Source organism: Providencia sp. PROV201 (assembly GCF_028479545.1).
GTDB classification, from domain to species: domain Bacteria; phylum Pseudomonadota; class Gammaproteobacteria; order Enterobacterales; family Enterobacteriaceae; genus Providencia; species Providencia huaxiensis.
In genome coordinates, this window is sequence record NZ_JAMPNW010000008.1 from 1 (window position 1) to 25545 (window position 25545).

Annotated in this window: 16 protein-coding genes and 1 pseudogene; 6 read left to right on the forward strand and 11 right to left on the reverse strand. The window is 40.1% G+C overall.

The window, feature by feature from the left end; all coding sequences use genetic code 11:
• Nucleotides 1-469 (reverse strand): annotated as a pseudogene (locus tag PR809_RS08510) (hypothetical protein); the annotation flags it as partial.
• Nucleotide 470: 1 nt separating this feature from the next.
• Nucleotides 471-926 (reverse strand): hypothetical protein, encoded by a 456-nt coding sequence (locus PR809_RS08515; protein WP_166267829.1) that lies wholly within the window; start codon nucleotides 924-926, stop codon nucleotides 471-473.
• A 223-nt stretch (nucleotides 927-1149) separates the two neighbouring features.
• Between PR809_RS08515 and PR809_RS08520 the strand changes: the two genes are divergently transcribed.
• Nucleotides 1150-7806 (forward strand): Ig-like domain-containing protein, encoded by a 6657-nt coding sequence (locus tag PR809_RS08520; protein ID WP_272524506.1) that lies wholly within the window; start codon nucleotides 1150-1152, stop codon nucleotides 7804-7806.
• Between the two features lie 74 nt (nucleotides 7807-7880).
• Here the strand turns inward: PR809_RS08520 and PR809_RS08525 are convergent, their stop codons facing one another.
• The 9 genes from PR809_RS08525 to PR809_RS08565 all read right to left on the reverse strand — a co-directional run bounded on the left by PR809_RS08525 (nucleotide 7881) and on the right by PR809_RS08565 (nucleotide 18332).
• Nucleotides 7881-8591, reverse strand: a complete 711-nt coding sequence (locus PR809_RS08525; protein WP_241098632.1) for a helix-turn-helix domain-containing protein — start codon at nucleotides 8589-8591, stop codon at nucleotides 7881-7883.
• 627 nt (nucleotides 8592-9218) lie between these two features.
• Nucleotides 9219-10445 (reverse strand): SGNH/GDSL hydrolase family protein, encoded by a 1227-nt coding sequence (locus PR809_RS08530; RefSeq protein WP_206276114.1) that lies wholly within the window; start codon nucleotides 10443-10445, stop codon nucleotides 9219-9221.
• Nucleotides 10417-11586, reverse strand: coding sequence for an SGNH/GDSL hydrolase family protein (locus tag PR809_RS08535; RefSeq protein WP_102139178.1), 1170 nt, complete (start codon nucleotides 11584-11586; stop codon nucleotides 10417-10419). The genes PR809_RS08530 and PR809_RS08535 overlap by 29 nt, the downstream gene beginning before the upstream one ends.
• Nucleotides 11573-12991 (reverse strand): MBOAT family O-acyltransferase, encoded by a 1419-nt coding sequence (locus tag PR809_RS08540; RefSeq protein WP_102139195.1) that lies wholly within the window; start codon nucleotides 12989-12991, stop codon nucleotides 11573-11575. The genes PR809_RS08535 and PR809_RS08540 overlap by 14 nt, the downstream gene beginning before the upstream one ends.
• A 342-nt stretch (nucleotides 12992-13333) precedes the next feature.
• The gene (locus PR809_RS08545) at nucleotides 13334-14143 is read right to left on the reverse strand and encodes a protein bax (RefSeq protein WP_102139177.1); all 810 of its coding nucleotides are present in this window, start codon (nucleotides 14141-14143) and stop codon (nucleotides 13334-13336) included.
• A gap of 492 nt (nucleotides 14144-14635) precedes the next feature.
• Nucleotides 14636-15781, reverse strand: a complete 1146-nt coding sequence (locus PR809_RS08550) for a DUF4056 domain-containing protein (protein WP_206276113.1) — start codon at nucleotides 15779-15781, stop codon at nucleotides 14636-14638.
• Nucleotides 15781-16926, reverse strand: coding sequence for a BamA/TamA family outer membrane protein (locus PR809_RS08555; RefSeq protein ID WP_102139175.1), 1146 nt, complete (start codon nucleotides 16924-16926; stop codon nucleotides 15781-15783). The genes PR809_RS08550 and PR809_RS08555 overlap by 1 nt, the downstream gene beginning before the upstream one ends.
• The gene (locus PR809_RS08560; protein WP_206276112.1) at nucleotides 16926-17912 is read right to left on the reverse strand and encodes a hypothetical protein; all 987 of its coding nucleotides are present in this window, start codon (nucleotides 17910-17912) and stop codon (nucleotides 16926-16928) included. Before PR809_RS08560 ends, PR809_RS08555 begins: the two co-directional genes overlap by 1 nt.
• A gap of 237 nt (nucleotides 17913-18149) precedes the next feature.
• Nucleotides 18150-18332 carry a hypothetical protein gene (locus PR809_RS08565; protein ID WP_102139173.1) on the reverse strand — a complete coding sequence of 61 codons (183 nt, stop codon included), beginning with the start codon at nucleotides 18330-18332 and terminating at the stop codon, nucleotides 18150-18152.
• Between the two features lie 253 nt (nucleotides 18333-18585).
• Here PR809_RS08565 and PR809_RS08570 point away from each other — a divergent pair, with 253 nt between their 5' ends.
• From PR809_RS08570 to PR809_RS08590, 5 genes are all read left to right on the forward strand, one after another.
• Nucleotides 18586-20043 (forward strand): DUF4026 domain-containing protein, encoded by a 1458-nt coding sequence (locus PR809_RS08570; RefSeq protein ID WP_206276111.1) that lies wholly within the window; start codon nucleotides 18586-18588, stop codon nucleotides 20041-20043.
• A gap of 270 nt (nucleotides 20044-20313) precedes the next feature.
• The gene (locus PR809_RS08575; RefSeq protein ID WP_102139171.1) at nucleotides 20314-20769 is read left to right on the forward strand and encodes a regulatory protein RecX; all 456 of its coding nucleotides are present in this window, start codon (nucleotides 20314-20316) and stop codon (nucleotides 20767-20769) included.
• Between the two features lie 251 nt (nucleotides 20770-21020).
• Entirely contained in the window at nucleotides 21021-22379 is a 1359-nt protein-coding gene (gene dcuC, locus PR809_RS08580) for an anaerobic C4-dicarboxylate transporter DcuC (protein WP_102139170.1), read from the forward strand.
• 276 nt (nucleotides 22380-22655) lie between these two features.
• On the forward strand, nucleotides 22656-23915 hold the full coding sequence (locus tag PR809_RS08585) for an aromatic amino acid transport family protein (RefSeq protein WP_102139169.1): 1260 nt from the start codon (nucleotides 22656-22658) through the stop codon (nucleotides 23913-23915).
• 286 nt (nucleotides 23916-24201) lie between these two features.
• Nucleotides 24202-25476: a bifunctional O-acetylhomoserine aminocarboxypropyltransferase/cysteine synthase gene (locus tag PR809_RS08590; RefSeq protein WP_102139168.1), complete on the forward strand. Its 1275-nt coding sequence runs from the start codon at nucleotides 24202-24204 to the stop codon at nucleotides 25474-25476.
• Nucleotides 25477-25545 lie beyond the last annotated feature (69 nt).

Consider the following 25545-nt stretch of genomic DNA (forward strand, 5'->3'; position numbering starts at 1 on the left):
CTTTTTGATAAAAGAAGTGAAAGAAATTCAAACTAACTAACAATAAAACTGAAATAGACACTCCCAGAATGGAGGTTAAGAATGCAAAAGACATTGAATTAAGTGCCATTGAAATGGATGAAATCATGGCATTCATTTTTTCTGAGATATCACCTTCTCCCCCAAGCGATGCTGAGATCGCGGTGATCATCCCTGTTAACCCAATAAATGTTCCGATTAACCCTAATGATACAGTGACGGATGCAGATAATTTAGTTTGGTTTGAAAGCAATGTATAGTTGCTTTGTTTGTTTTTATTAAATACTCGGTGAAATAAAAATATAATTAAAGGATAAATATAAATCCCAATCATGGTGTAGCTGATTTCAGGAGCAAGCAATAGACATTGCTGAACCATTTCACGTACCGATTGTAATAAAAAACAAGCGATAAACGTTGCTGCATAAAAAAATAATCCAATATAATACATGTTATTTGTAACCCCAATAAATACATGAGTTCCAACCTGGGCAATGTTCACTTGTCCCTTGTTTTAGAACAATCTCTTTATTAATGCCCATATTCTTAATTAGTGATGCCATATAAAGAAGGTTATAGGTGTTTTTTTCTTTACTGTGGCTGACCTTATCATTAATGTAACCACTGATAATGATTTTATTACTCTCGTTTTTAATGATTTCTTTCTTTATTAAAGAAATTTCATTGTTTGATAAATGAATGCCACCTTTAAAGAAAAGACGTTTGTTTGGTATATCCATCTTTATTTTTTCAAAGTTTAACTGGCCATAATTGATATGGGTTTCTGCGGCTTTCATACCACTAAAAATAAACACCATAGAAACTAAAATAATTATGCATAGTGTTCCACTTAACCCATCAACCATTGGGGCTAGTTCTTCATCAGAGTTATCATCATCTTCTTCCATTATTTTATTCTTTCATTTTAGAAACAACTTTGTTAATTCATTCTTTTATTATAATCGCTATTGAAATGAACTCACTTGAATTTGAGCTCAAAAAAAAAGGTTGTCAGACCACATTATATTAAATGACGTTTTATTTTTAATTAAATGGATATAATTGTTTTTATTGACGGCAGCGCGTGAGTATTAGCTGATAAATCCATTTATTAATATAATGACATAGAATATGACCGATAAAACTATCACCGATAAATTAAAAAGCATAGAAATTCAAAAGTTTAAAGTTCAAGGGTTTGATTTAATTGTAACTAAACCCGATGGTTCTATTGAGAACATTAAAAATGGGTTGTCTGAAGTTATCTTAGGAAACATGACATTATTGACTGAGCAAGGAACGATTATTTCACAAGATGAAATCCTATCATCAATAACCTTAAACGTGGGAGCCGATGCCGTTTATATCAAAGAGCAATTAACGAGTGATATCGTCGAATATACTGATAACCAAGCCTCAAAAAATAATAGTGAGCAAATTGAAGGTGAGGAGCAGCAAGATGGTAATCGGCAAGACGATGAGCAAAGTTTCAACAAAAAACTAGCGGAGTTAAATCAAAAAAATCAGCAACTAGAAAAGACGCTTCAGACTTTGTCTTCTGAAAAAGACGAAAAGGAAGCATTACTAAGCTCGTCTTTAACAAAGCTTACAGAAGCGAAAAAACAGCTAAATCAGAAAAATAAATCGGAGAAAGCACCGGTAGAAGATAATGACTTAAGTTTTTCTCCACCACCCGCACCTGTGGCTATGCCAATAAGCGCCTCGTCATCATCTACTCAGTCTGCAAATAAGCCACCCGCAGCTTCCCAAATAGATAAACCGATAACACAGGTTTTTATTCAGGGGAAACTAAGCGAAGAGTCTGACTCAGGGAAAAAGGGCGATAATATTACCCATATTAATACACCGACATTTACTGGGGTTGTTTCTCCTGATAGTCAGGCTTATCTGACGATTAATGATAAAAAATATCCGATCACCGCAGATAAAGACGGGAAGTGGTTATTAAAAATCACAGAACCGTTAGACGATAAAATATATGAATATTCATTAGTGGCTTCTTCCGTTGGCGGTAAGCCAGTGACGGTGAATGGTCAATTTGAAGTGGACACTCAGCTTGATAACCTCTCTGTTAGCCTTGATGGGCATTCGGATATCGAAACATTGGGTGGGAGACAAACGAATAATCAGGTTCCTACTTTTGCTGGGAAAGCCGAAGCCGGTAGTTCAGTCACGCTAACAATTGCAGGACAAATTTTATCGACAGTTGCTGATGATAAAGGCGGGTGGCGAATTACTGTCGAGAAACCATTGGCTGATGGGGTATCTGACTATCAAGTCACTGCAGTGGATGCAGCGGGTAATCAAAAAACCATCACTGAGACCGTGACTATTAAAACCTCCCTGCCCGATGCAAGCGTACTGCTTGATAACTCGGCAGTTTTTTTGACCAATAAAGTGACGCCAACGCTTACTGGGAAAACAGATCCTAATGCCAGTATCGTCGTTAAGGTCGCTGAAAAAGAGTACTTCACCAAAGCTAATGCGCAAGGTGATTGGTCACTCACCATCAATAATAATCTAACGGATGGCTCATATGTATTAAAGGTTAAGGTCACAGACAGTGTAGGGAATCAGGGCATATTTATCCAAAGCCTACTAGTAGACACCACTCCACCCCCTGCACAAGCTAAGCTCAGAGAGAGCTGCGATTCGGGTGTCAAAGGTGACAATATCACCCAACAAGAAGCTGTAATATTGGAAGGCGAAACCAAACCGCAATCGACGGTCGTGGTCCAGTTTGCGGGGCAGGAATATAGCGTTATTGCGGATAAAGACGGGCACTGGCAAGTACCATTACCCGCAGTGAAGCAAGATGGTGTATATGATTTCCACGTGAAAGTGATAGACACCCTCGGAAACATTGGGGCATCTGAAGGGCAGTTCACCGTAGATACTAAGGTTGATCGCTTATCTGTTTACCTTGAAGCGCAGTCTGATAGTGGCAATATCGGTGATAATATCACCAAAGAGACGCGTCCACACTTTACTGGCAAAGCAGAAGCGGGTAGCCGTATTGAGCTGACGATTGATGGGCAACAGTTAAAAACCTTTGCTGACAGCCATGGGGATTGGGCCGTGGCGGCTCAAAAAGCATTAGCCGACGGTATCTATCATTACGAAGTAGCGGTAATGGATGTGGCAGGCAACACCACTATAGTTACTGAGTCCGTGCAGATCAAAACCACATTGCAGCCGACAACTTTGCAACTTAATAATCAGTCTGATTTTGTCACTAACCAATTGACTCCCACCCTGTCAGGGCAATCTGAGCCCCATGCAAAGATAGAGATTTCTTTGAGCGGACAAAAATACTCAATGGTGGCCGATGAACAGGGTGCTTGGTCATTTATGGCCACCTCATTAGTCACGTCGGGAAGTTACCCACTCAAAGTGCTCGTTACCGATATTGCAGGAAATAGCGAGAAAATCAGCGAGACAGTATGGGTAGATACCACGCCACCTGTTGCGCAAGCGAATTTGACCGAGAGTTGTGATTCAGGTATCAAAGGTGACAATATCACCCAACAAAAAGTCGTAATATTGGAAGGCGAAACCAAACCGCAATCAACGGTCGTGGTCCAGTTTGCGGGGCAGGAGTACAGCGCTACTGCGGATAAAGACGGGTATTGGCAAATACCACTACCCGCAGTGAAGCAAGACGGTGTGTATGATTATCAGGTGAAAGTGACCGATATCATTGGAAATGTCGGGACGTCTAAAGGGCAATTCACTGTAGATAGCCATATTACCCTGACCGCAGGCTTAGATCCTGCAAGCCAAGAGAATTCGAATGCTTTAATAACTTACCTAAAACGCCCTCAAATCAGTGGCACATCGGATCCTGAAAGTAAAATCACTGCGGAATTTAAAGGACAAACTAAAATAGTTTATGCGGATCACCAAGGAAAATGGTCTCTGATTTTTGATGTCGATGCGAATGTCGGTAAGGATAACCACTATAAGGTTGTCGCAGAAGATACCGCGGGTAATCAAAATACCATTAGTCAGAGCTTTACGTACCTGCCCCCATCATTAGAGGGTGGGAATGCGGAGCTTCCGGCGCTTATAGTCACATTAGATGCGGCATGTGATAGTGGAAATAAAGGTGATTATATCACCAATATCAAAGCGCCTAAGTTTACTGGGATTGCGACTCCAGGGGCTAAAATTACACTGGTAATCGGGAATGAAAGTTTTCCTACTGTGGCAGATAAAGTGACAGGAAACTGGGAACTTAACGTTAAAGAACTCGAGGAAGGAAATAGCCAGTACCTTGTGACGGCTGAGCACCCGGCAAATGGACAAACAACGGATGTTTCTGGAAATATATTTATTGATACCACCGCCCCTGTATCCACGATTGAATTAAGTGCAGAAACGGATACAGGAACCAAAGGAAATTTTATTACCGCACATCGCAACCCTGTATTTACGGGAAGAGGGGAGCCGGGGTGTAAAGTTATATTGCAATTAAATAATGAGTTAGTTCCAACGACTGCCGATAATAATGGCAAGTGGAGCTTAAAGCTTTCCAATGAATTACCGAAAAACTTTATTGGTGATTATAAAATTACTGTTACGGATGCGGCAGATAATCAATTTGAAAAAATAGATACACTGATAATTAATTCTAATCCCCCAGAGATAACCGATGCTGCTCTGGCTTCACCTTGGACGAAAGGTAAATTCCATGATGATAAATCGACTAATGACTTAGAGGCAACTTTTACAGGCAAGGTAACCCCTGGTTCAAGTTTACAATTTAAATTTAGATTGAGTAATACAGATGAGCATGCGTTTTCCATTACCGACATTGATAAAGATGGGAATTGGTCTTTTAGTTTGCCTTCAGGTCTTCTTCGAGTAGACTGCCGTTATGACCTTGATAATATGTCATTAATTGCCACGTCCCCTGCTGGGTTGAAGACAGAAAAGGTGATTGAAGAAAAAGGTATTCAAATAAAGGATTGTGTTTTAAATGTAACATTTGAAGTGGCGGCAGAGTCGAGTAGTACGGGGGAAATTGATAACTCATTGAGTTCAAGTCGTTCACCGAAGTTACAGGGCGTGATTTCAGGAGCGACGGATAGAGATGAACTCAGTGCAACTATACTGATATGTGGTAAAACGTATTCGGTTAATTTGACTAATGGTCGAAAAAATTGGGATTTTAAGGTTCCAGCAGATATTCAACTCCCTCTAGGGGAAGTCCCCTATACTCTTACATTTAAAGACGTTTATGGCTCGGTAAGGGAGTTTTCTTCTTCCGTAATAATCAGTGATTTTAAATTTTACCTTGACCCCGATACGGATTCAGGTGAAATCGGTAACCACTATACCAATCATAAAAAACCCGTTTATAAAGGACAAATAACAGCCGGTGGTACGATTTCAGCGAAAGTAAATGGCCATAATTATCCTATACAAGCAAATGATAAGGGAGAGTGGCGTTTCGAAGTTCCTATTAAAGGGGATGGAGCCTACCATATTAGCTTTATCCAAGATGACGGTACAGTTTCAGTAGGGCAAACAACACTCAATATCCTCACCACAGAACCGGTGTTTAATGGCTTTGGTTTTGTTGATAAGCAATTTCATGCAGGTACGCAAGTTGCGAATGTAACCAATCCTAAACTGGTTTTCACTTATCGTGGAAACATGGATTATTACCTAATAAACGTGAATGGGAAAACCACTCGACATAATAAGCTACAAACTAAATATAATGGTTCTAAAACGGTGTTTGCTAATGAGCTCGCCTTACCTGACGGTGAACATGTAGCAAAGATAACTGCATTTGATATTGCTGGAAATAAAACAGAGCATGAAGTGGTTATTAAAGTGCTCAGTGACGAGTCCGGTAAGACCGCTCCAAGTATTGAATTTGGTGTGAATGATAAACAATTAATTTCTGAAAAGGACGGTAAATTACTTTTCAACCAAAATGACTTAACACTCACGGGGACGACGAGTGTCGCAAGCCTAGTTACCATCAAAGACATAAATGGAAAAATACTGGGTGCGGCAAAAGCAAATAATCAGGGGATTTGGCAAATACAATTACCCAATGACATCGTCCCTGTCGGTATTCAGGATGGTGAAAATATTAAATTATCAGTTACAGCAAAGGATTTAGTTAATCGTGAAACGCAGTTTGAGTTTGATTTAGTCTATGACATCTCTCCTCCTGAATTAACTGCGGAATTAGATGATCCGCTATCGAGTGGAGGTATTATCCATGTTAGCCAACCAACATTTAGTGGAACAACCAAAGTTAATTCGGAAGTACGCTTGACGATAAATGGAAAGACTTATCATACAACTGCGGGTCACGATGGTAACTGGCAAATTAAATTATCTGATACAGAGGCGCTTGCTGAGGGGGCTTACTCTTATGAAATCGAAGCCCGAGACATTTTGGGCCAAATTAGTTTGCAACCCATATTGGGCGATTTTAAAGTAAAAACCATCGCTTTAGCGGCGGGAGGGTTAACATCAGATTCAGATTCGGGGATTCAGGACGATAACCACACAAATGTAAATACGCCGACATTTAGCGGAATTACTGAACCAAATGCGGAAATTCGATTGGTTTTTGATAACAAAGTCTCTTCAACTTTTGAAACTATCGCCAATGAGAAAGGCGAATGGACGCTCCCTGTTGATATTGAATTGAGTGATGGTCTTCATGACTATGTGATTTTTGCAAATGATAAGATTCAGGGGATTAAAGGCCAAGTTTCAGGGCAATTGGTGATTGATACATCAGCGCCTGACTACCTTATTGGTGGTGTTGTGGACCCTGTAAGCTTTACCACTCAACAGGATATTTTAACCGATGTTTCTGTCCTGACTTTTGCAGGAATTGCAGAGCCTGAAACTTATGTACGGCTAACGATTGGCCAACAGGTTTATAAAGATATTAAGGTGAATGAAGGTGGTGAGTGGGCGTTTACTTTACCTCATTCACTTAAAGACGCTGATTATAACTATCTAATTGAGGCAATTGATATTGCGGGTAACATAGGAGTACAACGTTTAACCGGCACAGTGACCGTTGACGCGACACCCCCTGAAATTACGGAATGCAGCCTAGATGTGATGACTGACTCCGGTCTATTAAATGATGCCGTGACTAACCATAATCACCCAACATTCAGTGGAGTAACAGAACCGAATGCATTGGTTGAGTTCACTATCAATCAAAAAACGTACCAAGAGAGCGCCAATGAAAAAGGAGTATGGACAATTCCTGTAACAGAAGCTCTGAACGATGGTTCCTATGATTATCTTATTAAGGTAAAGGATAAAGTAGGCCATAGCGCGGAAAAGACAGGGAAAGTCATCATTGATACTAAGGCACCTGAATTGAGTGGGAATTTAGATGACTCAACGAATACAGCGGATAAACAGGATGAGATCACCAGTATCAACACGCCAAAGTTCAGTGGTGTAACAGAGGCTGACACCATGGTATTTTTGACTATTGATAATCAAACCTATAAGCAAAAATCAAATGAAGTGGGCCAATGGGAAATCTCTATGAATAGCCCCTTAAAAGATGGCATTTATGACTATGAAGTCAATGTATATGATCAGGCAGGAAATCAGGCACAGGTTAAAAGTCGTATTACTATTTATTCCGATTTACCCGATGCGACCGTAACCCCAAAACCAGTAGATAACAGCGAAGTGACTCAGGTTGATATTCCTACAATAGATTCTACGTTGATACCAATAGATATTGATAATCACTATTTTTAGTTAAATAAGAGCCCTACCATGAAAATGGTGAGGCTCAAGTATTTATAGAAGATGATTAAAAGGGATATCGCGTATTAAAACAGAGGGTAGGTGAGATTTGGCTGGGAATGAAAACTTTTAAATGCCAGTAAAAAATAAGGAACATCATCATAGCCGACTTCTTGAGCAATACGCGTCATCGGCATATTTTCTGTTCTCGATAATATCATCGCTTTATTCATTCGGGACATTAAGCTAATTTTGGAAAAACTCGTATATTCACTGGCAAGTCTTCGTTTAAGGGTTGAGGAACTCATATGGAGCTTTTTCGCAATAGTATCTAGGGTATGGCACTGTTTTCCAGCGCTATGAAAAATTAAGTCATACACTTTGTCTTTTATCGAGATATTGATTGATGCATATAGTGTAGAGGTAAATTCATTCACTAATAAAAAAAAGGACAGAATAAAACTTAAATGAATATGAATAACATTATGGCTGGAAGGGGCGTTAACTTCTTTAATTGCAGCGTGAAATACATCTTCAATAATCGGGTTTTCTTGTAAGCTAGTACAGCAAATTTGACTTATTGAGGGAGTTTTTTTCTTATTAACAATTTTCTTATCAACAAATAATGCAGCATGTTGTTGGTAAAAGGATTTTAACATATCTGAGGTCATGGGAAGTATATCTGCAGCCAGCGGGTTGTGACTATCACGATTAATTATCTCAATTGAAGATCCTTTAGGAAGCAAACAGATATCTGATGTTGTCAGCTTTTGCCATTGGCCTTCTTCTATCCGCATTTCAATTTCACCTGAGCTCACTTTAAACAGTAGAGAGTGAGTTAGATAAAAGCTATTTTTTATTTTATTGGATAGGTTTTCAATATAAGAATGAAACGATTTTACACAGAAATTAGTCGACATTTTTTGAACCTAAATAAATATTACCTACGATTTCTACCGTAAAATTATTCTGGTTGTGTCAAAGAATTGTTCACGGTTTCCATATTTTTAACAACAAACCATGTGCTTGGATAAGCTGAAAAACGATTTGTTATTACCTCCTTACTTAATAAACTTCAACGTACAGCGATGTGGTTTACTAAAAGGAACGTAGGGATACTAATTTTATGTGGGGTATATTGATTTAATTAATGGTCACGATTTTTTATATTTTTTAGAGGGAGCAATAAATTCGCAATTAGTCCGTACTATTCCAAATTTAGTGTTCTTAATGTATTGTTTTTATTTGAAATAATTATTTTAACTTTAATGTTGGAATTGAATTTCTAGGGTGACAAAAAGATAAGTAAGAAAAAAGCCAAAGTGAAATGGCAACGCTCAGGCGCTAAATATTAAAAATAGTCACAAATCAAAAGGCAGAGGATATTGAAAATACCTCTGCCTCATTGTGTGTTAAGTCCGTAATTAATTTAATACTTGGCTTAACTGATTATATAGCCCTTGTGCACTCTTCTTATAACCCTCGACGGAGAGATGCACATTGTCAGGTCGTGCTAAATCTTGTGCTGCCCATGTACGAATTGAACAAGGGCCTCCCATAAAGGCTTGCCAGTCCCAAAATAGCGTATTTTCCTGAGCGGCCACCGCCTTTTGAATTTGAATCACACTCGTTAAATTCACTGGCATTTGAGCTTGGCAACTCGCCGCATCATTAAATTTAAGTGAATCATTCGGGCCGATAAGTAAAATAACGCTATTTGGCATTTGTTGGCGAATTAAGCGAATTTTAGCGCGCAAATTTTGCTCGTAAGCGGCTAAATCTAACGTATCGTTAAAAGCCTCATTGGTACCATAGGCTAAAATCACCATATCAGGGGACATTTGCGCTAAGGTTTCGCTCCATTGTGGCTGCCATTTATCTGTCATACTCAATGTTGCACCATTGAGCCCAAGAGCTGAAAGCATGACTCCTGGTTTTTGCGAACGCACTAACCACCCGCCAATTTTTAACCCATTACCTTTATTAACAGTAACCTGAGCCGGAAGTTGGGTATTGACAGGGGACGAAAATACCCACTGGTTGCCTGTGGCTGGCAATGCAACATTGGGGGAAACCGCAGGAGCAACACGCATTTGTGAATCACCTGTGCTTTGGTATAGAGTTTGTAGCTGATAAGCCCCTAGCGCAGGCTGTAAAGGCTTGAGCACCACTTTACTGTTGGCTGCTTGCGGCTCAGCGATTAGCCCACCAAGTGGGTAATCAAAGCGTTCATCTTTACGACTTGAAGCCAGCGACCACTCTTTCTTCTCGCTCGTGCGGTTAATGGTTGCAGTACGCTGCCCCGGCACTGATATAGGCGGAATGAAGCCTGGGCCTGCATCCCCATAGCGTTGCTGAAATAATGACCTTAAATTGCCACTGAAAAAGTCAGCAGCGGTGTGTGAGTCACCAATTTGGACAATGTGCACTTGCTGGTTGCCTTGGCGCAATTTATTCGCCAACTGTGGTAAATTAGGCTCTGCGTTATTGACCATCTGCCCTTGTGCAACCGCAGGCTGGTTTTTAGGCAAGCTAGTTGTGCGAGTTTTGTCTGATGTGTTCTGGCAAGACAATAATCCCAGCGACAAAAGCGCAATCACGCTACCCGCTAATATTTTGGACTTAGCTTGACACAGTTTGTTCAGTTTCATGAGGTTCCTTTTCTTCCTCTTCTTCGAAATGAATGAGTGAGAATACTTTTTCAGCAATCAGTTGTTGGCCTTTTCCGCTGAAATGGATCCCGTCACCACTTCGCAATTTAATGGTACTGCTTGCATCACCGATATAGTCAGAATAGGTATCGCCTTGATATTTAAAGACGTCATTGACCGAAAAGTAAATTTCACCGTTATCCTCAATTTCAGATTGATAGAGGCTACTTAAGAATTTCATACCATCGGAGAGCGTATTTTTACGCATATTAGGTGGGCCAACCCAAATAACATCAACATTGTGCTGGCGAGCGGTCGATATTATATCACTAATCCGCTCACGGTACACTTTTTCCCAATCTTCACTTTTAAATTTGACGTATTTATAACCCGTTTGTGGTGGCATGTCCCAAGGGTCGTTAGGCCCTAAAAAAATCACTAAAACCTTAATGTTGGGGTTATCATTCAATGCCTTGGCAATGGTTTGGGGCCAATTAAAAAAGCGTGGATATGCCAGCCCTGTGCTTTGCTTACTTAGATTAATGCTATCGATATTATATTTTTTCAAGAGCATGTTTTTAACATGTGGAGCGACGCCTTGCATCATGGAGTCCCCCGCAAACAGAACTTGTTGGCCTTTTTCGATATTGGCAATATGTTTTGCCACGATTGGCTGATCTTTCTTGATTGTGAAACCGCCAAAGCTAATTTTCTGGTTTTTCTCCCAAGCTTGTGGTCGTTTCAGCCGTTCAGGGAAGGTAACCGATAAGCTTTCAGCCGGATAAATGTAGCCATTTACGAAGTGAAGACCAATTTGAAACTCTTTGGGGAAATTGAGTTTTTTATCTTTATTGGCCAGTGCGAGCGCCGCGGCCTGTTTGTCTTCCTGCGCTTTTTGTCCTGATGCGTAGTAAGTGAATAGGCTTCCTGCCTCAAGCGCGCCATCATGTAAGTAAGCGCCATAATCCCAGATAGGATTACCTGCCATTTTCGCCCATGGGGTATCTTGGTGATATTTCTGTTGCCAAAATCGTTCTAGCGAGCTTTGATTCAACCAAATTAATAATAGGCCAGCAATTAGGACAATAAATAAAATCTGTCCAACTTTGATTAGGGTATTTTTAAACTCAGAAGTTAGCATAAATAAACCCCGGCATACCTGAAGGAGAAAGCATAAACATAATGGTTAGAATAATCGCGAGCGGAATAGGATAATAATACCAAGGAATGGTTTGGTATTTTTTTGCCACATAATGGTAGCCTTGTACAAAATAAGGGTAGGCAATCAACAGTAGCCAAAACGCGACTAATAACCCTAAGCTTGCATTAATAGAAGCGATAAAACCAGGGGCAATGATTTGATTGACCATTAACAGTGCATCATCAAATGAGGCACTACGGAAGAAAATCCACGCAAAACAAACGAAATGGAAAGTTATAATTCGTGATACCCAAACTGATAATGTCTTATTTGGGATTACTTGGGTCCACCCTAGTTTTTCCATGCATAAACTCTTAAGATTGAGTAGCACAATTCCTAGTCCATGAATGGCTCCCCAAACGACAAATGTCATTGCTGCGCCGTGCCATAATCCTGAAATGACCATCGCAAGGAATACATTGGTGTTCATACGGCTAAAACCTTTACGGTTACCGCCAAGAGGAATATAAACATAGTCGCGAATAAAGGTCGATAAGCTGATATGCCAACGGGCCCAAAACTCTTTTAAATTTGCAGCTAAATAAGGCGCATTAAAGTTAACAGGGACTCTAAATCCTAATAATAACGCGATGCCCGTCACCAGATTGGTATAACCTGAGAAGTTAAAGTAAATATTCCAAGCATAGGCATAGGTTGCTACTAGGATCTCCCCTGCACTGTAACCCACGGGAGTGTCAAAGACTGGATTGACAAAATTTTCAGACAAGTATGAGCTAAATAAAAACAATTTCACTAGTGCTAATGAAATAAGCAATATGGCTTTTCGAGGATCTAAAATCTCACGGCTTTCCGCTTGTATTTGGGGAAGAAAGTTCTTTGCGCGGTTGATTGGCCCTGCGACGATGCTCGGAAAAAATGCAAGATACAGTGTTACATCAAAGAAATCGGCTTTAGGAATTTCTTTGCGACAAACCGATACTGTATAGCTAACCGAGTGGAATACATAAAAGGACAGCCCAAGTGGTGCGAGTATTTCCAATATAGGAAGACCAACACTAAAACCAAATTTATCGAGAGTTTGCTGAATGGTCTCTTGGAAGAATGAATAATATTTAAAGGTGGTAAAGAATCCAACAATGACCGCGGTAAGAATACCGTATATCCATCTACTCGAAAGCCAATTAGTTGCCACATTGGTAAGCAAATAAATAATCAGTGTGTAGCTAAATAAGATATAAGCAAAGTCAGGGCTAAATGAATAAACAAAAAAATAGCTAGCAGTGATTAATAAGCCATTTTGTAACTTTGCACTGGGCTGACAACCCCAATAAATAAGAAAAAAAATCAAGAAAGAGCCAAGAAACTCAAAAGAGAAGAAATTCATATTAGACTCAAAGATGTTAATTATTTTGTTAGAAGGTTAGGGTATATGATATTTGATCTCTTTTTCTATGCAATCAGAATATTGCTTGTCATATTGCTCGTCATATTTCGAGCGGTGACTTTGTTGGCTACGTTCAGCTACCCTAGTCACATACTTATGTATGCTCCTAGGGATATCCTCTCTTGCCGCCTCGCCACCACTCGAACTATTTAGAGCAATAGAGTAAATCTAAAAAACTGAATTGGTTGAATGAGTAAAATAAGTTCAATGCGGTTTGTGAGGGATAAAAAAAATCCACTTAGTTAAGTGGATTTTTCATGTCTTGTACCTGGTGATACAACATTAAATGCGAGTGGCTGCTCTTTGTTGAGCTTGTGTAATCAATTCTTCATTACTCGCGTACATCTCTTGTAAATAGCGGTTATAGGTTGAACCTAACTCTGAGTACCCCTTCATATCATTGATTAGCTTTTTCGTATCCAGCTCATCTTTTGATAAACGCTGCTTTGCTCGTGAAGTTCGTAGAGATTCATAAGCGTTATGGGTATTCATGTTTTTCATATAAGCAGTAACGGTATCTTCTACAGAAGAATATGTAGAATAGCCTTTAATCTTTCCTTGTTTGGTCTGGCAGCCACTACCGCAGCGCATACCAAATAAGTTACCGTTTTGCAGAGCGAGTTGTGATGTACCCCAACCAGACTCTGTTGCTGCTTGTGTTGCAACTAAGTGTGTTGGCATGATGTCGACTCGACTCAATAGTTTGTTCCAATTTAAACGTTTTGGATTACTACATTTCATACCATAGCTATTACAGATTTGTTCAAGACGGCGCAACTCTTGGGCGCTCCACTTCTTGTTAGCTCGTACTGATAACAACCAAGTACGTTCAGCCATAATCTGCTTATTCACTTTTTCTATAACAGGGACAACCGTTTTCAAAAATGCTTTCTTTCGAGGCGTACCAGAAGGGTATTTACGTAAATCAGGGAGTGAGGTTTTAGCCTGACTTACATTCTGCTGCACAGTTTTATTAGTATACTCTTTATTGAGCATTGTGCTGGTACTGGTGGAGCCCATACTCAGGCTCGAAAATAAAAGTAAAAATAAGAAAGCGAAGACGGCGTTTGTCCTCATCGTTCGAGAGGGCATTTGCTTCTCCTAAGTATCTCTGAACAAAATTCGAGCGAATATTAGCAGATTAATTTTTTACGAGCTACATTTATCCGGGTGACATTAGGGAAATTTCTGTATTATTTTGTAGACTTTTTTCAATTATTATGATCTTGCTGTTTTTGCATGGTTGAATGTTTCTATTGGTATATTTTCATGTGATGAATGATAAATTAAACTGTTTATTCTCGTGGCGCTTAGCGTTAACTTAAGTTAAATTTGATTAAAATTCATACTATTCATTCAGTTATTATAGGGTTATTTTGTCTGAAAAATAAGCGATTGAATGTCTATTTTTTAACCAAAATGAGATCTTCATCGTTTTATTAAAGTCTATCGAGGCGGTAAAAGTGAAATAACATTATTATCTGCAAATGAGTAAAAAGTGACATTTAACTTAAAATTCTAAGTGCGGTAATGACAGGACAAAGTCCGATAAAGCGGTTTACATGAATATCACAAATCTGCTGATTAAGGCTTTAAAACTTGTTGCAGTAAATCTTGTTGCTTCGCATCTTCCGCCAACTTTGGAAAATCTGCCACCGTCCAATAAGAGACAGGCTTGGGAAGTTGCTTCATATTGTCAGTAGGGAGCAAGCGCAGTTGCGCGAGTAATGACAAATCATATTTGAGGTAGCGTTCGGGCAAGGTTAAAAGTAAACCTTCAGATGGCATAATTTGTGGGGGCATCAAAGGATAACGTTGGTCATTTGTATGGTAATCTCTTGTTAAAACAAGAAATTTCTCCGGTACTCTACGGTAACTGTTCCACCACAAACCATCAACGCTATCAAATGTTTTCCGTGTGGTTTTTCTATCTTTGCTGCCTAGCTGGTGAAGAGCCAGTGGGAGAATATTTTCCATTGATTGAGAGTAAGTAGCTAAAGAGCCAGCTCGGCCTTGTAGTATCAGGGTTAAGGCCAGACGAGAACCGAGTAAATTGGAGTACAGGTCTTCAGGGGAAAATGCGGAAATCCCTTCAGAAAACCCTGGTACAGATTGGTAACCATACCACTGCGCAATTTCATGCCATACAGCGAGTTGAAAAGCTAATTTTGCGGCTAAATAGGCACTAAGGGTATAGCGCTGCTCAGCAGATTGTGGCGGTTCAAATGCGCTGAAATGTATTTGTCTATCCGCTAGCTCCTCACTAAGAGATAGCGACCATTGTTGACCAAGGCGTGGATAAATTTGGCTAAATAAGTAAAAAGTATAATCTGCAGTATCTCTGACATGGGAAATATCAATAAACCCGCTTTTATCCGTATAGAGTAAGCCTATTTTTTCATTACTGAGCCCCATTAATGCCGCAGAGGCACCTAAAAAGCTGTCATTATAATGATGTTCACCGAGGCTATCTGCTTCAACGATATTATCGATAGTGTAAAACGGGACAGGTAGTCCCCATAGTTCAGCTTGCAAGTTGTAGCCGAAAGCGCAGCAAGCCCGTAAACCTTGTGGAGGGGCTAAAGAAGCAATAACAGGCCAAGCTTGTGAGGCCTCCTCAACGGTATAAGGGGTAACGACTGGCTCAATAGTGGGCAATTCTAGTTTGTCATGGTTTTGGCAGGCGGCTAATAAAAGCGCAATCCCTATTGGTGTAACCCATTTGGACATTAGAATGCCTCCCCAACCTGAAAATAGATCCCTGTACTGTTGCGGCCGACACCTAAATCCAAACGGACATTCATTCTTGGTTTAAATTCAAAACGATAGCCTACACCTACGGTAGGTAACCAATGCCCTTGGCCTAATTCGGACGCCGTATCACTCATGGTTCCTGTTCCTAACCAACCCACAATACCATGGCGCCAATCGAGTTTATGGCGAAGCTCAATTTGGCTGGTGAATATATTGTTATCACGATAGCGGCCTTCGTAATACCCGCGCATACGGTTACCATTACCGAGTAATGATAGCTGGTTCCACGGTACATTTCCGCTTGAAAACCTTGCATAATTGTCGAACGCAATAACAGTCTCTTCGGCTAACTGATGATAGTACGCATATTGCAATTGGGTGGTTTGAAAACGAGTGTCACTCCCTAGATTTGGGGCAAAATAGGTATAAACCACTTCGAAAGCTTGTCCTTGGTAGGCATTAGGCAAAAAATCACGAGTATCATAACTGTAATATGCACTGATGCCTGAATTTAATACCGAGCGACCCCCAATTGAATTGGAGAAATAGTGTTTGGCGCCATCATCAGGATCGCTGGCGTTGATTGACGAAAAGTTCCAACCGAGCCCAACATAAGTAGAATCAGCCAGTTGGTATAAGGCTCTTGGGGTTATTTGGAACTCTTGGGAATGGTACTTTTCTTTATTGTGATCGTTTTTCCCTGCAGAATATCCCTTACCCCAATAATAAGTGGGAATATTGTTAATTGTGCCGGAAATAAATAATCTCCACTGGTCGTTATCAATAAAATTATAATTGGTAAAATTTAAGCCAAATGCACCTGTAGACGACGCAAAACCGCTTAAGCCAATAGACGATGGCTGGGTTTGTTTATCTTCTTTATCTATTCGATATAAACCAACCAGAGCGGTACCAATACCAATGCCCATTTCGGGGGTATAAAATGGCCCTGGCAATATGCCCCAATCAACAGTTTTACTTTCATCAAAGCTATTTTCCCCCCCGAGATCGTTTAGCCAGCCATCGATTTGCTGGCGATCGGGAAGGAAATCAGCTTTAGCGGGAAAAATAATAAAAAGGCTGAGCAAGGCCAGCCTTTGAATAATTGCCGAATGCCACATTAAAAACGGAATTCTCCAGACACAAAGAAGGTATTACGGTTATTAAAACCGAATTCAGTGAGCACATTAAAATTACGCGTAAATTCGACACGAGCACCGACAGTATTATTCCATTTATGAGCAAGATGTTGTTTTACATCGAATTTCATGCCTGGATCATCTAGGGCATTAATAAAACCTTGAAATGCAGGAGGTAAATCAAGTTTATTTACATTCCCTTTAAAACGTTGGGTGATATCTTGGTACATGGCACCAGTCCAAATTTGAATTTTTGTATCACCTTGCCCATCAATTAGTGGATCAAAAGTGAATTGATAACCAATACGAGGGGAAATTATTAAAGCTTTAATGTCACCATCTAAAACATCAAGGTTGGTTTTGGTGTAGTTTAAATCTAATGTTGTGAAAAAGTCGTTATAACCTCCGGCTAAAGTAAAACCAGCACCATAAGTTTTCCCTTTAAAATCTAAATCGAAAGGTTGATCTTTAAGTAAAAAATCTAAGGATAAGCCACCTAAACTACCACCATTTAATGTAGTATGTGATTTACCTTTAGTGTGGCCATATAAGCCGTAAACATTTAAAAAAGGAAAAATCCAAGAGTCTATCTTTAGAGTGTGAGTTTCACTTTTTTGTCGTGTGTGGCCAGCATCAATACTCAGCGCAGCTGCGGTATCTGGGTTTTTAGGCATAATAAACCCGATTCTATCCACCACAATATCTTGGCGCATATTCATATAACCATAACTTGCCCCAAATGGTTCCGGTAAATCATACCCTCGAGCACGGGCTTCATCGCCCCAAATCGGCAGTACTCGTGACTCTGAGGTAGAAGAACGAGTAATGCCGCCTTCGCTGTTATTTTGGGGTACTCCAGATTCACTTACAGAGACTGAAAATAATGGGCGATCGCTATCAGCAAAGCTCACAGGCATGCTCATAATAGAAGAAAGGATCAGTGCAGTACTGAATTGAATGCGTTTCATAAAATTGGCTCAATATTTGGACAAAAAAGAAGTGTAATAGATAAATTGTTATTAGTCGTACAGTGATGATGATAATTCTATCATTAGAGGCCCATTTTTAGATGGCGCTTAATGCTTTTTTGTTGATAAATAGAACCAAATAATTATGCGTTTATTGTTTATTTAAGAATAGCCGCTCAAAAGGGGCAAAACAGGTGCCGATATCATAAACAGCATCGGCACTGAGCGGGGAAAAGGCTATTTTTTAGTTTGCTGATGAAACTTAACACGCTCATGAAAATAGGCTTTCAAATGGTCTTCCATTTGGTGAATTTTTTGTTCTAAGGCGTTGACCAACACTTCATCGCTGTTCATATCGAAAACACGTTGCATTGCGAGGTCATCGACATATTCTTTTTGTGCTTTGGTTAAATCAGCCATATTTGAATTACCTTTATTGAAATAGAACTTTTTGCTTTATCAATTTAAAGCAAACTAAAGAAAGAGCATTATTGTGCCTCAGTCAATACAGTATGAAAAGTAGAATAACTGATTGTCGAATAATGATTATTTATTAACTTAGTTACAATATGAAGGATCAAATCACAATCTCTGTTTGTTAAGAATAATCACAATATTCTTAATGAATATAAGCTGATATCCTCGCCAGAGTCACTTATTAATAGGTCTGAAAATGAATAATAGACAATATTACCTTGATACCGCAGCAGGTGAGGGCGAGAAAGAAGCATCTATGATGGTTGCTGTCCCAGGCTCTGAGCTGACGTCTTTATTACTTGAGCAGCGTTTAGAAGAGCAAACGTATTTTACTGATGGTGAAATAGATTATATTCCAGAGGACGGCGGCTTTTTCTTTAGCTGCAAAAAAGATGAAGAAGAATTACGTTTTTATATCGCTTTAGTGGATAGCGACCCGGAATATACTATCAACCCTTATTTTGCCACTGACCCAATCAGCCCCGAACTGTACGCAGAGGCAAGCGCAGCCCCTCAAGCGGTGATTGTTGAGTGCTTATTTCAAGGGCAACCATTGGTTAATTACCTTCAGCAGCTGAAGGTCATTCAAATCTTGGTACCCGATTTATTACTGGGCCTGGATATTTCTGCCGCAGGGAAAGTGTTTACTCGTGAGTGGCTTAATTTCCAACTCATTGATGACTTAATGCCAAGTATTGATTCTTTATATGTTGTTCATGCCATTTATGACCAAGAAGATAATGAAGACAAGCCAGAAGAAGAGCGCGCCCCGACCATGTATTGGTTCCATACGCACGGTTTGGCTCGCTGTGGTTTATCTGAAGCGGAAATTATTATACCTCACCCGATCGCTTCTTATTATGGTATTCCCGAACTGTTTTGGAGCTTCGTAAATAACAGTATTACTCACGGAAAAATCGTGTTTAATGAACCTATTTTTATTGGTCAAACCCAAGCAGGCTATGAGTATTTAGTTGCAGTACCGTTCGAAGAAGGTCTGTTGCACGTGGGTAAATCAACGCCAATTGATGACTTGAAGCCACTTGAAGAGATGAATTTCGAGTTTGGAGATGCGTCATCAGAGCGCTTTATGGGAGATTGGCATGATAGAGATGAATCTCATCAGCACCCATCCGCGATGTTGTTCCGTGTGACACAAGAAAACCCTGTATTAGAAAGTTTCTTTGAAGGCTTTGAAGACCAAAACGCGATGATGTTTATGCGTACAGATGAAGAAACCGCTGATATGTCCCGTAAAGCCAAATTACGTTGGGAATATTTCACGCATATGTTAGATAACTACGGGCCAAAGCCAGTGGCTCAGAAGAAAGGTTTCTTTGCCAAATTCCTCGGTAAAAACGAGGAAGCTGAAGATTCAGAATGGCGCTTTTTGGTGAAATGCGGTATTGGCTATCATGACGCAGAAGAAGACTTCGATGGTCATGAACATATGTGGTTTGAACCCGTTTCTTGGAATGGTGACCAGTTTGAAGGGCGTTTAATTAACCATCCTTTTTATGTGAAAAATATGCAAGAAGGGGAAGTTTATCCATTAACGCGCGACGATATTACGGATTGGACAATTTATTTCCAAGATGGCAGTTATACTCCTGATACGATATATAAATTGTTGAGTGGTGCTCAAGTTCACTAACGCGTCATACTCGTCATACTTCAAGCTGCATGGGTGTTGACTGCGCTCAGCCAGCCGAATCACATACTTATGTATGCTCATCGGTCTGTCTTCGTTTGTCGCCTACATGCAACTTGAATTATTTAGAGTATATACGCGTCACGATTCAAACTGCATGGGTGTTGACTGCGCTCAGCCAGCCGAATCACATACTTATTCAAGCTAGAGTACAAAGGTTTATGTTAGACTGGGCGCGCAATGCGCCCAATTTAATGATGAAAGTTTAACGCCATGAATGAAACCGAGCTTTACCAATATGCCTTGTTTATGCTTTCCCGCCGTGATTATGGGAAAGCTGAGCTATTTGCGCGTATGAAACGGCGTATGTATGAGAAAAATGAAGGTATTATCGATGAGCCTTTAATTGAATTGGTGCTTGAAAGATTAAGTGAGCAACATTTTCTTGATGACGACCGTGTCGCAGGGCTATTAATGCAAGGTTATCTGCGCAAGGGATATGGGCCATTGCGGATAAAACAAGAAATGCGACAGAAAGGTTTTACTGAAACGATTGTGGAAAAACATTTTGCCACTATAGATGTAGATTGGTTTGAAAAGGCCGCACTGGTACGCAGTAAGAAATTTGGGGATAGTATTCCTAAAGACTTTAAAGAAAAAAGTAAGCAAATTCGTTATCTGCAATATCGCGGTTTTTTTGGTGATATGATTTATGAGTTATTTAGTTAATCAATTTCTCTCCTTAATGTGAAAAACATGACATAGCTAAACTAAGCTGATCTTCCTATTCTTTATTAATATATGGGGATATCGACTGTAAACTGCCGCCTAAAAAAGATTTTTTATTTATTCCTCTTGTGTTTTAACGTATTTCTATATTAAAAATCATCTGTTGATATGATCATAGTCAGTGAATTTTGCTTAATGATTAGGCAGAGTGATTTTTTATAATTACAAAATAAGACAGGCAGGAGAAATAAATGATTGAGCTCTTAATCGGCGTTATTGTCGCCATTGGAGTTGGGCGTTATATCATAAAAGGATATTCCGCAACGGGTGTGCTAATGACAGGGGGTATTTTACTTCTGATCATTACTGCGATTATGGGCAAAAGTATTTTACCAGGTTCTGTTCCGACGACGGGGTGGCGCGTAACAGATATTCTGGAATACATAAAATTCCTATTAATGAGCCGAGGTGGCGACCTTGGTATGATGATCATGGTGTTATGTGGGTTTGCATCTTATATGACTCACATTGGGGCAAATGATGTTGTGGTAAAAATTGCTTCTAAGCCATTAAAAATGATCAACTCCCCCTATTTGTTGATGGTTGCCGCTTATATTGTGGCATGCTTGATGTCGTTAGCGGTTTCCTCTGCGACAGGCCTTGGTGTATTACTGATGGCGACGTTATTCCCTGTCATGGTGAATGTTGGGATCAGTCGTGGTGCAGCAGCGGCAATTTGTGCATCGCCAGCGGCAATTATTTTAGCGCCAACATCCGGTGACGTTATTTTGGCGGCAAAAGCAGCTGAAATGCCATTAATTGATTTTGCGTTTAAAACAACCTTACCGATTTCTATTGCGGCAATTGTGGCAATGTCAATTGCACACTTCTTCTGGCAACGTTATTTAGACAGAAAAGAGAATGTCAAAACAGAAATGTTAGACGTCAATGAAATCAAAACACACGCACCTGCTTTTTACGCTATCTTACCTTTTACGCCAATTATCGGTGTTTTAGTGTTTGATGGTAAATGGGCGCCTGAATTGCATATTGTAACTATTATTGTTGGCTGCATTATTTTAGCGGCAGTCATTGAGTTCTTACGCAGCTTCAGCGCTAAACACGTCTATGGTGGTTTAGAAGTTTGTTATAGAGGAATGGCCGATGCATTTGCAACGGTTGTGATGTTGTTAGTCGCCGCTGGGGTCTTTGCTCAGGGTTTAAGCACCATTGGTTTCATCAAAGGGCTAATTGACCTCGCACAATCATTTGGTTCAGGTGCAATTGTGATGATGATTGCCTTGGTCGTGATTACGATGTTAGCTGCGATGACAACGGGCTCGGGGAATGCACCGTTCTATGCGTTTGTTGAGCTAATCCCTCATTTAGCAAAACAAATGGGCGTCAATCCTGCTTATTTAGTGATCCCAATGTTGCAAGCCTCTAACTTAGGACGGACTTTATCGCCTGTATCAGGTGTGGTCGTGGCCGTATCTGGTATGGCAAAAATCTCTCCTTTTGAAGTGGTAAAAAGAACGTCAATTCCAGTATTAGTTGGATTGGTTGTGGTGGTGATTGCGACAGAAATATTAGTTCCAGTCTACCTATAAAACTTCAGTTTTTCAGGTAAAAAAATGGCTGAGCAAATGGCTCAGCCATTTTTCAAATTAAAAATTAAATACTTTATATCTAAAATTTACTTTTTTAATTAATTGCGAAATTATTTATTCACAGAATAATTACGTGGTATTTATTTTTTTTACGTTATTAACGAGATCTACGCCAAAAAGTTGAAAAAAATAGCGTAATTAAATTAGGCACTGTTGCTTATTTAATGCAAAATCTGCACATCTTATTTTAATAACGTTAATGATGAAGAACACAAGATGAGCACAATTGAAAAAACAGTAGATACAGCAGATAAACCTGTTAGTAAGTGGACCTATAAGGATTTTACTTGGGTACTTTCTTTATTCGGTACCGCAGTGGGGGCTGGTGTTTTATTTCTACCAATTAAAGCAGGGGCCGGGGGGTTTTGGCCATTAGTAATATTGGCAATAATTGCAACTCCAATGATTTGGTTAGCTCATAAAGGGCTAGCACGCTTTGTTTTATCTTCAAAAAATCCAAATGCTGATATTACAGATACGGTAGAAGAGCACTTTGGTAAAGTAGGCGCAAATATTATTACGTTTGCTTATTTCTTCGCTATTTACCCTATCGTATTGATTTACGGTGTAGGTATCACAAATACCGTTGATTCGTTCTTGGTAAATCAACTCGAAATAGAACCACTGCCACGATGGTTGCTGTCTGGGGTCCTGATTGCTGCAATGACTGCTGGGGTGGTGTTTGGTCGTGAGCTTATGTTAAAGCTTACTTCTCTAATGGTTTACCCTCTGGTGTTCATTTTATTAGCTTTATCATTATATTTAATTCCTGAATGGAATACGTCAATGTTAGAGGTGGCTCCTGATTGGAGTGCAATGCCTGTGGTTGTTTGGATGGCGATCCCACTAATCGTATTCTCATTTAACCATAGCCCAATCATCAGTCAATTCACTAAAGACCAACGTCAGCAGTTTGGTAATAATGCTATTGTGAAAACAGATATGATCACGGGTGGTGCTGCATTAATGCTGACAGGCTTTGTGATGTTTTTCGTTTTCTCTGTGGTGTTATCACTAAGCCCAGCAGAGCTTGCCGTTGCGAAAGAACAAAATATCAGTGTGTTATCACATATCGCGAATATCAATCCATCGCCAATCTTGTCTTATTTAGGGCCAATTGTTGCTTTTGCTGCGATTGTATCGAGTTACTTTGGTCACTTCTTAGGGGCTCACGAAGGTTTAGTTGGGTTAATTAAATCTCGTTCTTCTTTCTCTGTGAAGAAAATTGAAATGGCATCCATGTTGTTTATTGTGATTACAACCTGGATTGTGACTATTCGTAACCCAAGTATTTTAGGCATGATTGAAACGATGGGGGCACCAATGATTGCCGCTATCCTATTCATTCTACCTGTTGTGTCGATGAATATTGTTCCTGCAATGAAGAAATACAGTACGTCAAAGCCTGCCCAAATATTCACCTTTATTTGTGGGCTAGCTTCTATTACTTCAGTTATTTATGGTGCTTTTCTATAATTATAAATAAAGTTTTATAAGACGCAGAGCCATGACCTGTAAAGGTTGTGGCTTTTTTTATATCAATATGAAATAGGTTATAAGGATAGACATTGATATAACTAATTTTTAAGCTGAAGAGTGTGATAATCACCCTCACCACATCTATCAATGTGAAATAATTTCAAGTGCAAGTAGTTGCTCGGTGTAGCGGCTTAGGTAATATCTAAGGTTATCACAGCATCATAATAACGTAATCACTACCTCTGGCTGTACCTATTCCAGTGCGTCGTAACAAGGATAACTAATGAAATTAGAAACATTATCGATTCACGCCGGTTACTCTCCTGACCCTACCACTAAGTCCGTTGCCGTGCCAATCTACCAAACCACCTCTTATGCTTTTGACGATACTCAGCACGGTGCCGATCTCTTTGATTTAAAAGTCGCGGGTAATATTTACACGCGAATTATGAACCCAACGAATGATGTTCTAGAGCAACGTGTTGCTGCGCTTGAAGGTGGTGTCGCTGGTTTAGCTGTTGCTTCCGGTATGGCGGCAATTACTTATGCGATTCAAACTATCGCACAAGCAGGGGACAACATTGTTTCTGTCGCTAAATTGTATGGTGGAACCTATAACTTATTTGCCCATGCTCTGCCGCGCTTAGGCATTGAAACACGGTTTGCGGAGCATGACGATCTCGCTGCATTTGATGCGCTGATTGATGATAAGACGCGGGCTATTTTTTGTGAGTCGATTTCAAACCCTGCGGGCTTTATTGTTGATATTGCAGCACTCGCTGAAGTTGCGCACCGCCATGGTATTCCTTTGATTGTCGATAACACGGTGGCGACACCGTATTTATGTCGTCCATTTGAACATGGCGCAGATATCGTGGTTCATTCATTGACCAAATATATCGGTGGTCACGGCACATCACTTGGTGGAATGGTTATTGATTCAGGTAAGTTCCCATGGACAAAATACCCGAATCGCTTTTCGTTATTGATAGAGCCGGATGTGGCTTATCATGGCGTCAGTTATACCGAACATTTTGGCGCAGCGGCCTTTATTGCTCGTTGCCGTGTTGCGCCATTGCGCGGAACGGGTGCTGCATTATCACCGTTTAATGCATTCCTGATTTTACAAGGTTTAGAAACCCTCGCGCTAAGAATGGATAGGCATACCGAAAATGCGCTAAAAGTGGCGAACTACCTCGAAAATCATCCACAAGTAGAGTGGGTAAAATATGCAGGGCTACCGAGTAACCCTGAACATGGTTTGGCGCAAAAATATATGAACGGTAAACCAGCCAGTATTATGTCGTTCGGTATTAAAGGTGGACAAGAAGCGGGGGCGCGATTTATTGATGCTTTGAAACTGATTGTGCGGTTGGTGAATATTGGTGATGCTAAATCACTCGCTTGCCACCCTGCATCAACGACGCATCGTCAACTTAATGATGCAGAGTTAGCACAAGCAGGGGTTTCCCGAGACATGATCCGCTTATCAATTGGGATAGAGCATATCGATGATATTCTAGCCGACCTTGAACAAGCACTCGTCGCGGCTAAATAGAACTATTTGGTATGAATAATAACCGGTTATGGTGAATGCCCTGGCCGGTTTTGTTGTTTATAGACCGCG